Annotated in this window: 16 protein-coding genes; 11 read left to right on the top strand and 5 right to left on the bottom strand. The window is 51.1% G+C overall.

The window, feature by feature from the left end:
* The first annotated feature begins 38 nt into the window (after nt 1–38).
* The 3 genes from FPL14_RS04610 (at nt 39) to FPL14_RS04600 (ending at nt 2373) form a co-directional block, all read left to right on the top strand.
* Complete coding sequence (locus FPL14_RS04610; protein ID WP_182301916.1) at nt 39–920, top strand: carbohydrate ABC transporter permease; 882 nt, start codon at nt 39–41, stop codon at nt 918–920.
* Nucleotides 920–1750, top strand: a complete 831-nt coding sequence (locus FPL14_RS04605) for a carbohydrate ABC transporter permease (protein ID WP_182301915.1) — start codon at nt 920–922, stop codon at nt 1748–1750. The genes FPL14_RS04610 and FPL14_RS04605 overlap by 1 nt, the downstream gene beginning before the upstream one ends.
* Nucleotides 1751–1869: 119 nt before the next feature.
* Nucleotides 1870–2373 (top strand): DNA-deoxyinosine glycosylase, encoded by a 504-nt coding sequence (locus tag FPL14_RS04600; protein ID WP_182301914.1) that lies wholly within the window; start codon nt 1870–1872, stop codon nt 2371–2373.
* 52 nt (nt 2374–2425) lie between these two features.
* On the opposite strand, the gene FPL14_RS04595 is transcribed toward FPL14_RS04600, so the two are convergent.
* The 4 genes from FPL14_RS04595 to FPL14_RS04580 form a co-directional block, all read right to left on the bottom strand.
* Entirely contained in the window at nt 2426–2959 is a 534-nt protein-coding gene (locus FPL14_RS04595) for a YfiT family bacillithiol transferase (protein ID WP_182301913.1), read from the bottom strand.
* A 54-nt stretch (nt 2960–3013) separates the two neighbouring features.
* The gene (pepF, locus tag FPL14_RS04590) at nt 3014–4804 is read right to left on the bottom strand and encodes an oligoendopeptidase F (protein ID WP_182301912.1); all 1791 of its coding nucleotides are present in this window, start codon (nt 4802–4804) and stop codon (nt 3014–3016) included.
* Between the two features lie 230 nt (nt 4805–5034).
* Nucleotides 5035–5214 (bottom strand): hypothetical protein, encoded by a 180-nt coding sequence (locus FPL14_RS04585; RefSeq protein ID WP_182301911.1) that lies wholly within the window; start codon nt 5212–5214, stop codon nt 5035–5037.
* 32 nt (nt 5215–5246) lie between these two features.
* Complete coding sequence (locus tag FPL14_RS04580) at nt 5247–5480, bottom strand: hypothetical protein (RefSeq protein ID WP_182301910.1); 234 nt, start codon at nt 5478–5480, stop codon at nt 5247–5249.
* 228 nt (nt 5481–5708) lie between these two features.
* Here FPL14_RS04580 and FPL14_RS04575 point away from each other — a divergent pair, with 228 nt between their 5' ends.
* The 3 genes from FPL14_RS04575 (at nt 5709) to FPL14_RS04565 (ending at nt 7623) form a co-directional block, all read left to right on the top strand.
* Nucleotides 5709–6425, top strand: a complete 717-nt coding sequence (locus tag FPL14_RS04575) for a class I SAM-dependent methyltransferase (protein WP_182301909.1) — start codon at nt 5709–5711, stop codon at nt 6423–6425.
* 92 nt (nt 6426–6517) lie between these two features.
* Nucleotides 6518–6715: a cold shock domain-containing protein gene (locus FPL14_RS04570; RefSeq protein ID WP_135150164.1), complete on the top strand. Its 198-nt coding sequence runs from the start codon at nt 6518–6520 to the stop codon at nt 6713–6715.
* A 161-nt stretch (nt 6716–6876) separates the two neighbouring features.
* Complete coding sequence (locus FPL14_RS04565) at nt 6877–7623, top strand: YebC/PmpR family DNA-binding transcriptional regulator (RefSeq protein WP_182301908.1); 747 nt, start codon at nt 6877–6879, stop codon at nt 7621–7623.
* A gap of 108 nt (nt 7624–7731) precedes the next feature.
* On the opposite strand, the gene mnmA is transcribed toward FPL14_RS04565, so the two are convergent.
* On the bottom strand, nt 7732–8904 hold the full coding sequence (gene mnmA / locus FPL14_RS04560; protein WP_182301907.1) for a tRNA 2-thiouridine(34) synthase MnmA: 1173 nt from the start codon (nt 8902–8904) through the stop codon (nt 7732–7734).
* Nucleotides 8905–9135: 231 nt separating this feature from the next.
* Between mnmA and cymR the strand changes: the two genes are divergently transcribed.
* The 5 genes from cymR (at nt 9136) to FPL14_RS04535 (ending at nt 12796) form a co-directional block, all read left to right on the top strand.
* The gene (cymR, locus tag FPL14_RS04555; RefSeq protein ID WP_182301906.1) at nt 9136–9555 is read left to right on the top strand and encodes a cysteine metabolism transcriptional regulator CymR; all 420 of its coding nucleotides are present in this window, start codon (nt 9136–9138) and stop codon (nt 9553–9555) included.
* A gap of 66 nt (nt 9556–9621) precedes the next feature.
* A complete protein-coding gene (locus FPL14_RS04550; protein WP_182301905.1) occupies nt 9622–10773 on the top strand; it encodes a cysteine desulfurase family protein in 1152 nt (383 codons plus the stop codon).
* A 30-nt stretch (nt 10774–10803) separates the two neighbouring features.
* Nucleotides 10804–11355 carry a PRC-barrel domain-containing protein gene (locus tag FPL14_RS04545; RefSeq protein ID WP_182301904.1) on the top strand — a complete coding sequence of 184 codons (552 nt, stop codon included), beginning with the start codon at nt 10804–10806 and terminating at the stop codon, nt 11353–11355.
* Nucleotides 11352–11558 (top strand): hypothetical protein, encoded by a 207-nt coding sequence (locus FPL14_RS04540; protein ID WP_182301903.1) that lies wholly within the window; start codon nt 11352–11354, stop codon nt 11556–11558. The genes FPL14_RS04545 and FPL14_RS04540 overlap by 4 nt, the downstream gene beginning before the upstream one ends.
* 167 nt (nt 11559–11725) lie before the next feature.
* Nucleotides 11726–12796 carry an AI-2E family transporter gene (locus tag FPL14_RS04535; protein ID WP_182301902.1) on the top strand — a complete coding sequence of 357 codons (1071 nt, stop codon included), beginning with the start codon at nt 11726–11728 and terminating at the stop codon, nt 12794–12796.
* Nucleotides 12797–12825: the final 29 nt, after the last annotated feature.

The following is a 12825-nucleotide window of genomic DNA, read 5'->3' as shown; positions in this document are numbered from 1 at the left end:
ACGGGCGGTTCCTCTCTCGTCATCAGGGTGGGGGAACCATGAACAAAACTTTGAGAAATCCATATGTATACCTGCTCTTTGTGCTGCCGACGATCGGTCTTTACGGATTGTTCTTTATTTATCCCGTCATCCAATCGGCTTATTACGGATTAACGGATTGGGATGCCTTAACGACTGCTAATTTTATCGGATTCGGAAATTTCGAACGGGCGTTTCAAGATGATGATTTCTGGGTTTCCGTCAAGAACAACATGTTTTTCATTCTTTTCTCGGTTTTCGTACAAGTTCCTTTGATTATTCTTTTCTCGTTGCTCATCAGCGGCGTGAAACGTTTACAAGGCTTCTATAAGACAACGGTATTTATGCCTTCCATTTTGTCCACGTCGATTATCGGTATTTTGTGGGGTTTTATGTATCATCCGAGCATCGGGTTTTTCAACAAATTCCTTAGTTGGTTCGGCATTGAACCGATTTATTGGTTATCCGATACGAAATGGGCGCTGTTGTCCATTCTGATTACGAATGCTTGGCAGTGGATGGGCTTTTATATCGTATTGGTACTTGCAGCCATTTTGGCTATTCCGAAGGAAATCAACGAGGCGGCGGAGATCGACGGAGCAACGGGCTTCCAACGGGCAGTCCGGATTACGACGCCGCTCATTATGCCTGTTATATCGATAGTAGTTATGCTTTCCATCGCTGGCGCGATGAGAGTCGTCGACATCGTTCTTGTCATGACGAACGGAGGTCCGGCTGGGGCAACGGAAGTAATGGCGTCATATATGGTCAATAAAGCTATGAAGTATGGCGAATACGGTTACGGCACCGCTCTTTCCATTATGATCTTCGCCATCGCTTTGCTCTTGACGGCGCTTTACCAAATCGTGTTTGCCAGAAGGCAGGAAAGGGTCGAGTACTGATGCCTAAAGTCATAAAAAAAGTCTTGCCCCATCTGGTGCTGATAGTTTATGTATTCATTATCTTGTTTCCATTCGTTTTCGTGCTGTTATCGTCCTTGAAAGAAACGAACGATCAGATCGTAACCGCGCCTTTCGGTTTGCCGAAAAAGCTGACGTTCGAGAATTTCTCGGATGCCTGGACCCAAGCGAAAATCAGCCGATATTTCTTCAACAGCGCTTATCTATCCTTGGCGGCCGCAGTGGCAGCGATCCTGCTCTCCGCAATGACCGCTTATGCCATCGCCCGCATGAGATTGAAACGTACAAGCAAGGTAATCTATCAGTTTATTTTGCTGGGGATGCTCATACCGGGTAACGTGCTGTTTATCGCCCAATATATTCTCGTTCAGAAAATGGGAATCCTCAACACGCACTGGGCTTTGTTCTTGCCTTATACGGCCGGGGCTTTACCGTTCAGCGTATTGCTCATCGTCGCCTTCATGAAAGCCATTCCGCAGGAAATGGAAGAGGCTGCGATCGTGGACGGGCTTGGGGTTATCGGATCGTTCTTCAGAATTATTCTTCCGTTGACCGTACCTGCGCTCGTAACGGTGTTTATCATTAACCTTCTAGGTAACTGGAACGAATATTTGCTATCGAACTTTTTCATCAGTAAAGACAACTTGCGCACGCTCCCGACCGGGATGGTCGGTTTCCGCGACGCGTTCCAGACGAATTATCCGTTGGTATTTACCGGAATCGTAATCAGCGTCTTGCCGATTCTGGTCATCTACGCATTCTTGCAAAAAACGATCATCGAAGGTTTGACCGCGGGTGGCGTCAAAGGCTAATCCGAAATTATCGAGTGCAATCGAACAAGCGCGTTCTCCTTCTGGAGAATCGTGCTTTTTTGTTTTTCATCGTCATCAATGAGAAAATAGGGGGAGCAACGCGAAAGGACGGGACCCCATTGAACGTTTACTCATTTCCGCCGTTCATCGGCGACGGATCGAGAATATTGATTTTAGGCAGCATGCCCGGCGTAGCCTCCTTGCGGGCGCATCAGTATTACGGGAACGCGCGCAATTATTTGTGGCCGATCCTGTACGCTCTGTACGGTGAGGGGAGGAAACCGGACGAAAGCTACGAAGAGAAGCTTAAGCTGGCCTCGGATAACGGAATCGCCTTATGGGACGTCATCGCGAGCTGCGAGAGGGAGGGGAGCCTGGATAGCGATATTAAAAAGGCCGTCCCGAACGATATTCCGGGTTTGCTCGAGAGGTATCCGAACGTGAAAACGCTTGTCTGCAACGGTACGAAGTCTTATGCGGAGATGAACAAGCATTTCGGCTCGCATCCGGAGATCATGCAACGGAAGATTCTCCGCATGCCTTCGACGAGCCCGATTCCGACGAAGGATTACAGAGGGTTGGATGATCGGCTGGCGGTTTGGCGAGTGTTGTTGGACATATAAAAACAGTCCGGCAAGAGGGGATCCTCTTGCCGGACTGTCTTATACAGGTCGCTTACCAACCTTCGCGTTGCCTTAAGGACGTAATATGGGCCGCGTGCTGCTTGCCGTGCCACGCGAAGTAGGCGACTAACCGATCAAGCGTGTTGAGGCCGCTAACGGGATGCTGGAAGGCAAGAGAGAACGATTCCGGCGGAAGGGAACGCAATAGCGCGTCCATACGCTCATGAATGCCTTCAAGCATCTTCAGCGAGGGCTCGACCGGAAGGAGGCTGGAATCCTGAAGTTTAACCCAATCGTTCTCCTCGAACGTCTTGACGAGCGGCTGCTGTTCGGTCAAGGCGAGCTTGGCGCGAATAAGGCCGTTCATCGAAGCGTCCGCCACGTGATGGACGACTTGCCTTACCGTCCAGCCGCCAGGACGATACGGAGTATCCAATTGGCCGTCGTTCAACCCTTCAATGGCTTCGCGAAGTCTCGATGCGGTCAACGCAAGCTCTTCGATCCTCGTTTGCCGCTGCTCCGCGGCAGTGTTCTCGTCGTAACTGAAATTTCCGATCGGGTATTTCAACTGTTCCAAATCCGACATCCGGTTTTCCCCCTTTAGCGATCTTGACCTAATTCTCCCATAAGCTTGGAAATCTTACTTGGTCAATTGCTCCATCTGCTCGATCAGCCCTTCGAAGACGCTCATCGCTTGGCGAATCGGCTCAGGCGAGGACATATCGACCCCGGCTTTCTTAAGGATGTTGATGGAGTAGTCTTTGCCGCCGCTCTTCAGGAAACCGAGGTAGCGGTCGACGGCAGGCTGGCCTTCGTCGAGAATTTGCTTCGCGAAGCTGGTCGCCGCCGAGAAGCCCGTCGCGTATTTGTATACGTAGAAGCTCGTATAGAAGTGGGGGATACGAGCCCATTCCATCTCGATATCCTTGTCTACGACCATTCCTTTGCCGTAATAACGCACGTTCAGATCATAGTAGATCGAACTGAGCTCCTGCGGCGTCAGCGCCTCTCCTTTCTCCGCTTTCTCGTGGATGATTTTCTCGAATTCCGCGAACATCGTCTGACGGAATACGGTCGTCCTGAACTGGTCGGCGTAGTAGGTGAGAAGGTACATTTTTTCCTTCGGATCGGTCGATTTCTCCAGCAAGTTGTTCATGAGGAGCGCTTCGTTAAGCGTCGAAGCGACCTCGGCCAGGAAGATCGTGTATTGCGCGTCGCGGTACTCATTGTTGTTATCGGAGTAATAGGAATGCAGCGCATGGCCCATCTCGTGCGTCAACGTGAACATGCTGTTCAGGTTGTCGTTATGGTTCAGCAGAACGTAAGGATGCGTTCCGAACGCGCCCCAACTGTAAGCGCCGCTGCGTTTGCCTTCGTTCTCGTAGACGTCGATCCAACCTCCGTCGAAGCCTTCCTGCAGCACCTTGCGATAGTCCTCCCCAAGCGGAGCGAGACTTTCGTAAACTTTTTTCTTCGCATCCTCGTACGAGATCTCCATATCGAACTCTTCGACAAGGGGAGCGAACAGGTCGTACATATGTAGTTCGTCAAGCTTGAGCAGCTTCTTGCGCAGATCCATGTACCGGTGCATAAGCGGCAAAAACTCATGGATCGTCGAGATCAAGTTATCGTATACGGATTGCGGGATATTATCGCCGAACAGCGACATTTCCAGCGCGGACGGGTAGTGGCGAGCTTTCGCATAAAAAATGTTTTTGGTCACGTTGGCGTTCAAAGTGGAAGCGAGCGTGTTGCGCCATTTGCCGTAAGTGTCGTACATCGCTTTGAAGGCATCGCGGCGGACTTCTTGGTTTTTGCTCTCCAGGAATTGGATGTACCGTCCGTGAGTAAGCTCGACTTCTTCGCCTTTGTCGTTCTTTACTTTAGGGAATTTCAGATCCGCGTTGTTCAACATTCCGAAGATCGTGCCGGGCGCTTGCGATACGTTGCCGACCTGCGCAAGAAGCGATTCTTCGTTTTTGGACAGCGTATGCGGCTTCTGGCGAAGCATTTCTTCCAGAGTGCGCTTGTATTTGGCCACTGCGGGATCGGCGATCAGACCGGACAACTGTTTTTCCGTCAAGCTGAGTATCTCCGGGGTGATGAAGGAGGTGGCTTCGCTCACTTCCACGCTGATTTTCTTGGATTTATCGGACAAGGCTTGATAGCTTGGCTCAGCCGTATCTTCGTGATGGCGCATGTTGGCGTATACGTAGAGACGTTCGGTCAACAAGGAGATGTCGTCGTCCAGCGCGAAACAGCGAGCGATGGATGCGGCATCTTGAAGTTTGCCTTGATAGGCCGAGATTTCCCCGATCAGGCTTTTGACCTTGGCGAATTCGGCATCCCAAGCGGATTGGTTCGGATATAAGTCTTCCAGCTTCCAACGGTTCTCTTGAGGAACTTCGTTTCTTTTGGCTACTTGATTCATGGGAGAGCTCAACCTCCTGGATAATGGACTATGGGAAATATGTTTTTCCGCATGGGAGATGCTTGGGTTTGCGGAAGAAGTGCTAACGGTCGCTGTCGTGCATAGGATAGACATCACCACTACAGTGGCGGAGAGCGGCAATGCGCAGGATTTCATAGGACGCCTCCGGGAACGGAATGAGTTACCGGATTAGTATGTCCTTACCTGGAAGGTTTATAAGACCTCTTACGCTACGCGCCTATCCGAAAGAAGCTATATACGATAAGGAAAAAAGCAAACAGAACGAGAACAATCGATAGGATCGCCATGTATCGGCGCATCGACTCGGGAAGCCGTTCCCGAGATAAAATGAGAATTACCGCCAAGCTAAAGGATGCGATGATGAAAATGAGAGTCGCTTCTGATTCCATTAAGCGTAAAGCTCCTTTCCCGCTATGGGCGATTAGATGTTTTTAAGCTTCTCCATCGTGAGCTTAAGCCCTTCCTCGCCATCGGGAAAGTCTTCGGGCCGAAATCTTTTTTGAGCCCAGTCCATCAGTTCCGGGCGGCTCAGGAATTTGTGGCAGGTCTCGCCCCATTGGTCGGAAATCTCCCTGACGACAAGCGTTTTGCCTTGAACCTCTACAGTCAGCATATTGTAGTTATCGTGCTTATAGACGGTATGTTTAGCGAACATGATCTTCTCCTGGTCTGGGCACGTCGTGCCGTTTTTCTCATCATAGAAGAGATGGGCATAGAAATCAATGCGGCGCTGGTAAAAATAGGTTGACAGCAAACGAGGGATGTGGGATCCTACTAAAAATTCGCTTCTATTGCGGAAGTTCGCAATGGATAACGAATGGGGCAAGCAAAGAGCCGAGACTAGATGAGCCTAGGATTGACGAGCCGAGAGGAGAAAAGAAAAATGGAAAACAAGTCCGCGTTGAAAGCTTATCCGCAAGTCGGAGTCGCATCGACTTGCCGATCGTTCGAAGAATATCGGGCGATGTTTGCGCTGACCGAAACGAATTGGAACGCGGGTCCCGTTTTAGACGTCGCGGGAGGAGCTTCGTCCTTTACCGCTCAGCTTAACGCTATGGGCGTTAGCGCGGTTGCCGCGGATCCTTATTACGAAGGGCTTACCGAGAGCGTAATCGCCGCGGGTTATCGGGAGATCGAGGTTTCGACCGCTAAGCTGGCCGCCATCTCGGAACAATTCGACTGGAGCTTTTACAGCTCTTTGGAGCAACATCGCAAGCTAAGAGAGCGTTCCTTCGAGCTGTTCGCGGAAGACTTCCGCAAGGAAGAAGCCAGGTCGAGGTACGTTGCGGCGTCGCTTCCGAATTTGCCGTTCGATACGGATTCGTTCGGATTGGTCTTGTGCAGCCATTTCTTGTTCCTATATGCCGACGCCTTCGGAGAGAAATTTCATGCCGAAGCATTGACGGAATTGATACGGGTTCTTCGCCCGGGCGGAGAACTGCGAATATATCCTTTGATTTCCTTGAAATGGGAGCCTTGCTCTTTCATTCCGGATCTTTTGAGAGAGCTTCGGCAAGTCGCGCACGCGGAGGTTTTGCCTAGCGGTTTGCCCTTCACGCCAGTCCCCAGTCCCTTGCTACGACTGGTTAAATTGGCTTAATGGTCGAATCTGCCTATCTTGCAAAAAAGGGTAAATTCGGTTATAATTATCGTATTCGCCGATTGACGGCGAGATTTTAGGAGGTTTTTCATTTGAGAGGAACAGTAAAGTGGTTTAACGCGGAGAAAGGCTACGGTTTTATCTCCATCGAGGACGGCAACGATGTATTCGTTCACTTCTCTGCAATCCAAGGCGAAGGCTTCAAAACCTTGGAAGAAGGCCAAGCGGTTGAATTCGAAATCACTCAAGGCAATCGTGGTCCACAAGCATCTAACGTGGTTAAACTGTAAGTCTCGCGATGCGTTGACTTATTATCATATCACGAATTAGCAGTAAAACCCCTAGCCTCTGCTAGGGGTTTTATTGTCGATTCCTTTGACCTCGTCATCGGCGTAGTGGTACACTATTTCTGGGTTTTATTGATACTAATGTCTCTCGGGGGTAAATGGTTATGCCAAAATTCAAGCTTTTCGCTGGCCGCAAAGGCAAAGCGGACCAAGCCAAAAACAATCGTTTCGTTAAGCTGGCTCGCGAGATTTACGTACAAGCGCGCAAGGGCGGAACGAACCCTGAGGCTAACTCCGGCCTCAAGGCCGCGATTGCTAGCGCTCGCGCGATTCAAATGCCAGCTGATAATATTGAAAGAGCGATCAAGAAAGCGTCCGGCGGGACCGACAGCGTGGACTACGAGGAAGTTCTATATGAAGGATACGGACCGGGCGGCGTGGCGATCATGGTGAAGTGCCTGACCGATAACCGCAACCGTACGGCGGCCGACGTTCGTTCGATCTTCGGCAAGCGGGGAGGCAACATGGGGGAATCGGGTTGCGTATCCTACATGTTCGATTATAAGGGCTTGCTAGTCGTTGAGCGCGAAGAAGACGATGGACGCGACGAAGACAGCTTCATGATGGAAGTTCTAGAAGCCGGAGCGGAAGACGTCGTCGTCGGGGAAGACAGCTTCGAAATCTTGACCGCGCCGGAAGAATTCGATGCCGTTAAGAGCAATCTGGAAGCGGCAGGCTACGCGTTCGAGACGGCAAGCCTTCGCTGGTTGCCGCAAAATACGGTAGCTACCGAAGGGGAGAACGCGGAGAAACTCCTGAAAATGATGGAAGCATTCGATGACAACGACGACGTTCAGGACGTGTACCACAATTTCGAGATCAGCGACGACGAAATGAGCCGGATAGGTTAACGGTTCGATATCCTATAGCGCATTTCCTAAAGGGGCCTCGCGGCCTCTTTTTGCCGTTATCTCAGCAAAAAACCGCTAACCGTTAACGGCTAGCGGTCGTACGCGAAGTTAAACCAAGGTCCCTGCTGCGGAATCGTCGGGCTGAAGCATGCGAACCTTATCGATCGTTCCGCCGCCAAGGCACGTTGCTCCGTCGTAGAAGACGACGGCTTGCCCGGGCGTGATCGCTTTTTGCGGAACGTCGAACTCTACGAGATAAGCTCCGCTGCCCTGAGGGGTCAGAGTCACGCCTTGATCCGGCTGGCGATAACGGAATTTTGCGGTACACTTGATCGGTTCGGCGGGCACGGAAGGGCTGATCCAGTTGACTTCCGTAGCGGTGAGCGCCACGGAGTAGAGGCTGGAGTGAGCATCTCCTTGCACGACGTACAACGTATTGCTCGCCAAATCCTTGCTCGCCACGAACCATGGTTCGCCGTTGCCGGAACCGCCGATTCCAAGGCCTTGACGTTGTCCTAGCGTGTAATACATGAGCCCGTCATGGCGACCTTTCACTTCGCCGGAGACGAGGTCGACCATATTGCCCGGTTTCGCGGGCAAATATTGGCTTAGAAATTCCTTGAAATTGCGTTCGCCTATGAAACAAACGCCCGTGCTGTCTTTTTTCTTGGCCGTCGCTAAGCCCGCTTCTTCGGCGATCTTCCGCACGTCCGGTTTGTTCAGGTGCCCGATCGGGAACATGGCGCGGGCGAGCTGCGATTGGTTAAGGGCATGCAGGAAGTACGATTGGTCCTTGTTAGCGTCGACGCCGCGCAACAGTTCGTATTTGCCGTCCCGAAGCTCGACGCGGGCATAATGTCCCGTAGCAATGACTTCGGCTCCCAGCTCCAGAGCCTTCTGCAGGAACTCTCCGAACTTGATTTCGCGGTTGCACATGACATCGGGGTTAGGCGTTCTTCCCCGGCGGTATTCCTCGAGGAAATATTCGAATACTTTGTCTCTGTACTCATCCTCGAAGTTGACTGTATAATAAGGAATTCCGATCTGGTTGCATACTCGGCGGACGTCCTCCGCGTCCTCTTCCGCGGTGCATACGCCGAATTCATCCGTATCGTCCCAGTTTTTCATGAATACTCCGATCACGTCGAAGCCTTGCTTTTTTAACAACAGAGCCGTCACCGAGGAATCCACGCCGCCGGACATGCCGACGACGACGCGGACTTTGGACGGATCCGGGAATCGCTCGTTCAGCGACGGAATAACCGTTTCATGATCCAACATCTTTCATCTCTCCTTACTGCAAACGAGAACCGTTTCGTCTTTAATATTAGCATATTCGAACCGATTTCTCACATATCGGCATCCCTTTCATGAATATGTCACGTTTTTTTGACCAAAAAGGATATAGATGTGATAACATAGATTTAATATGGGGATACCCCCATTTAAAACATTTTGAATAAGACATAAAGAAACTTATTCTATGCTCAAGGCATGAAAGCGGGTGTTCTCTTGAAAATTTCGACGAAAGGCCGCTACGGCTTAACGATTATGATGGAACTTGCGGCTAAATTCGGCGAGGGGCCGATTTCATTAAAAAGCATTGCCGAGAAAAACGGTCTATCCGAGCATTACTTGGAGCAATTGATTGCCCCGCTGCGCAATGCCGGGCTAGTCAAAAGCGTTAGGGGAGCTTACGGCGGGTATATTCTGTCCAAGGATCCGGAAACGATTTCCTCCGGGGACGTCATCCGCATACTGGAAGGACCGATCAGCCCCGTTGATTTCACCGAAGAAGACGATCCGGCCAAACGCGACCTGTGGCTGAGAATCCGGGACAGCATTGCCGAAGTTCTCGATTCGACGACTCTTCACGACCTTATTTCCTTTAAAGGCGAGGACAAGCTGGACAACTACATGTTCTACATTTAGCAGCCGTTCATCCAGTCGTTTTTCGAACGCGGGGAGAACTTTCCCATTTAGAAGAAGGTGCAAGGCATGGGTTCCATTTATTTCGATCACGCGGCGACCACGGTTATGAGTCCGGAAGCTCTCCAAGCCTACGCCGAGGCGGCAACCGGAGGACCGGGCAACCCCTCCAGCTTGCATTCCCACGGGCGAACGGCCAGAGAACGGATCACTTCCGCGAGGGACGCCTTTGCGGCAATTCTTCATTGCGAACCCTCTGAACTTATATTTACGGGGAGCGGTACCGAAAGCGATAATTCCGCATTATTCGGAGCAGCCCTTGCGCAACGCCGTAAGGGGCGCAACGGGATCGTTACGACGGCGGTCGAGCATCACGCCGTCTTGCATGCATGCCGTCAGCTAGAGGCTCAAGGGTTCTTGCTGACGGTATTGCCTGTCGACGAATTCGGACGCGTCGCGGTAGAGGACGCGAAAGCCGCCATTAACGATACGACGGCGATCGTCAGCGTCATGGCGGGCAACAACGAAACCGGGACTATACAGCCGATTGCCGAAATCGGCGATTGGGCTCGCAAGCATAAAGCATACATGCACGTCGACGCGGTACAAGCATTTGGTTATCTTTCTTTCGATCTCAAGCAATTGCCGATTGACTTCCTCAGCCTGTCCGCGCACAAAATCAACGGCCCGCAGGGCGTTGGCCTACTCTACGTCCGCAAAGGAACCTCGTTTCAGCCGTTGTTATTCGGCGGCTCCCAAGAGCGCAACCGCAGAGCCGGAACGGAGAACGTACCCGGAATCGCAGCCTTCGCCAAAGCGGCGGAGCTAGCATACGCCCAGCTTCAATCCAGGAGGGATCATGCGGAGAGTATCCGCGAGACCTTGCTGCAGAAGCTGACGGAGCAACTCGGTGCCGACGGGTTTACGGTTAACGGACATCCCGACGAACGACTTCCGCATATCCTGAATTTGAGCTTTACCGGCATTTCCTCCGAGAGCATGCTGATGAACCTGGATTTGGCGGGGGTGTCGGCTTCGGGCGGATCGGCGTGCACTTCGGGCTCCTTGAAGCCGTCGCATGTTCTGTCGGCAATGAACATTTCTTCCGAAAGAGTGTCATCTGCCGTACGTTTTAGCTTCGGTTTGGGCAATACTAGAGAAGAAGCCGATAATTTGGCGAAAATAACTGCAACCATTTCAGCTCGTTTGCGTAATAGATAACAAGGCGCTGGAATAGTTAGGAGTCCGGTTATGATTCAAGTACAGCGGATTCTCGGCCTACCGGTGCTGCACGAGAACGGTAAATTCGCAGGGAAAGTAAAAGATCTCTGGTTCGACGAGTTTTGGACGCCGGTCGGGGTTATCTTGGACAGATATACTCGGTCAGGCTTAATACGCAAGATGCCTAGGGCTGTCTACTGGGAAGATATCGTTCACTGCGGTGAAGACGCCCTGTTGATTCGCAACAGTACGGTCATTGCGACTATAGATAGCAAGCAGCTGCTGCGGACTTTTCATACCGGCGTCGTCCGGTTGAAGGATATGTCTGTGTATACGATTGAAGGACGGCATTTAGGCGAAGTCTCAGACGTTTATTTCCATCCGTCTGAGGGTACACAAATATTAGGATACGAGTTGACGGACGGTTTTCTCGCGGACGTATTCGAGGGAAGGCGGAAATTGTTTCTGCCGGAATCACCCGAAAATATCGTTCTAGGCGAGGATGCCATTCTGGTACCCGCTTCATACGAGCGGATTCTTACGAGAGACCATACGCGGAAAGTGACAGGTGAAGACGGATGATGAGATGCCCGAATTGCAGCTCCAAAGATATTGGCAAAATCGGTTCGCACCAGTTTTATTGTTGGAGCTGTTTTATCGAATTGACGGTGAACGGCGAGAAAATGTCGGTATATCAAGTGGAAGAAGACGGAACGCTGAGTTCTTTGGACGATTTGTTCTTTGAAGAAGCAATGCCGGCTCAAATCCATGCGAACGGAATGTAAGCAAGGCAGCGGCAGGCACTCCGATGCTCCCTCGCGGGAGCTCGGGGTGCTTTTTTATTTCCGTTGGTTTACCCGTCGGGACAAGTACATATACTAACTTCAAAGGCTTTCGCTCTCCGGTTAAGAATGTTGGGAGTATGGGGCGTGCATTCGGGGGAGGTAGAGAGATGAGCCGGATCACTCAGAGTCGGTTGTTTAACTTGCTTATATACGCGATCCTGATCTTGATCGTATTGTTTCTTGTCGTACTCGTGCGCCCGATGCTCATGTCCGTCTACGATTTTCTGAAGGCGGTTTTGACGCCCTTCCTCATCGCGATGGTCATTTCCTATACGTTAAATCCGATCGTCAATCTGCTGCATGACCGCAAGGTGCCTCGAACGGCGGCGGTATTGCTCATCTACGCGGTATTTATTTCGGTTTCAATAGTCATCCTCATGAACGTCATTCCGATGTTCATGGATCAAGTGGAGGAATTGAACGAGCGAATGCCGGATTTAACGATGAAGGCCCAGAGCATCGTGGATCATTTCAATAATAACAACGTGCTGCCGGAAACGGTCAGGGACGGGATCAATCGGTCGATCAGTACGATGGAGAAGCAAATCGAACAACGGATCGCCGACTTTCTGAACAATATCGGGGCCGTAGTTAACGTCTTGTTCATGGCGATGATCGTTCCTTTTTTGGCTTTTTACATGATGAAAGATTTGGACGTATTCGAACGGGCGGCATTAAAGTATATTCCCCGTGCCAGGCGCAAACATGCGGTAAGGCTCATGAAGGAAATAGACGAGGCTTTAGGAAGCTACATAAGAGGGCAGCTTATCGTTTCCCTGTGCATCGGCGTGCTGGCTTATATCGGATATTTGATCATAGGAATGCCTTATCCGCTGCTAATGGCCGGATTCGTGTCTTTGTTCGACATAATCCCTTACCTAGGGCCGTTCCTAGGAGCGTTGCCCGCATTGGTCATGGCGACGACGGTTTCTTGGAAAATGGTGTTGATGGTCGTCATCGTCAACATGATCTGCCAGAATCTCGAGAGCAACGTAATCAGTCCGCAGGTAGTAGGCAAATCGATGAAAATGCATCCGTTGACGATCATTTTAGTGCTGCTCATCGGGGGCCAGCTGGCGGGCGTCGTCGGAATGATTTTGGCGGTTCCTTTCTACGCGGCGATGAAAGTCGTCGTGCAGCATGTGTCCGCCTACTACATCCATAGAAAAACCGTTTGACAGCGTCGAAATACGTTGTCTATAATTTG

This window comes from Cohnella cholangitidis, assembly GCF_014107495.1.
Lineage (GTDB): Bacteria > Bacillota > Bacilli > Paenibacillales > Paenibacillaceae > Cohnella > Cohnella cholangitidis.
The sequence above is the reverse complement of the archived record's forward strand: the minus strand, read 5'-3'. Positions and strand labels throughout refer to the sequence as shown.

Bases quoted from the DNA above. Each gene is read 5' to 3' on its own strand.
- FPL14_RS04610 (WP_182301916.1), top strand. From the start codon at position 39: ATGAACAAAACTTTGAGAAATCCATATGTATACCTGCTCTTTGTGCTG.
- FPL14_RS04605 (WP_182301915.1), top strand. From the start codon at position 920: ATGCCTAAAGTCATAAAAAAAGTCTTGCCCCATCTGGTGCTGATAGTT.
- FPL14_RS04595 (WP_182301913.1), bottom strand. From the start codon at position 2,959: ATGTCGGATTTGGAACAGTTGAAATACCCGATCGGAAATTTCAGTTAC.
- pepF (WP_182301912.1), bottom strand. From the start codon at position 4,804: ATGAATCAAGTAGCCAAAAGAAACGAAGTTCCTCAAGAGAACCGTTGG.
- FPL14_RS04585 (WP_182301911.1), bottom strand. From the start codon at position 5,214: ATGGAATCAGAAGCGACTCTCATTTTCATCATCGCATCCTTTAGCTTG.
- FPL14_RS04580 (WP_182301910.1), bottom strand. From the start codon at position 5,480: ATGTTCGCTAAACATACCGTCTATAAGCACGATAACTACAATATGCTG.
- FPL14_RS04575 (WP_182301909.1), top strand. From the start codon at position 5,709: ATGGAAAACAAGTCCGCGTTGAAAGCTTATCCGCAAGTCGGAGTCGCA.
- FPL14_RS04565 (WP_182301908.1), top strand. From the start codon at position 6,877: ATGCCAAAATTCAAGCTTTTCGCTGGCCGCAAAGGCAAAGCGGACCAA.
- mnmA (WP_182301907.1), bottom strand. From the start codon at position 8,904: ATGTTGGATCATGAAACGGTTATTCCGTCGCTGAACGAGCGATTCCCG.
- FPL14_RS04550 (WP_182301905.1), top strand. From the start codon at position 9,622: ATGGGTTCCATTTATTTCGATCACGCGGCGACCACGGTTATGAGTCCG.
- FPL14_RS04545 (WP_182301904.1), top strand. From the start codon at position 10,804: ATGATTCAAGTACAGCGGATTCTCGGCCTACCGGTGCTGCACGAGAAC.
- FPL14_RS04540 (WP_182301903.1), top strand. From the start codon at position 11,352: ATGATGAGATGCCCGAATTGCAGCTCCAAAGATATTGGCAAAATCGGT.
- FPL14_RS04535 (WP_182301902.1), top strand. From the start codon at position 11,726: ATGAGCCGGATCACTCAGAGTCGGTTGTTTAACTTGCTTATATACGCG.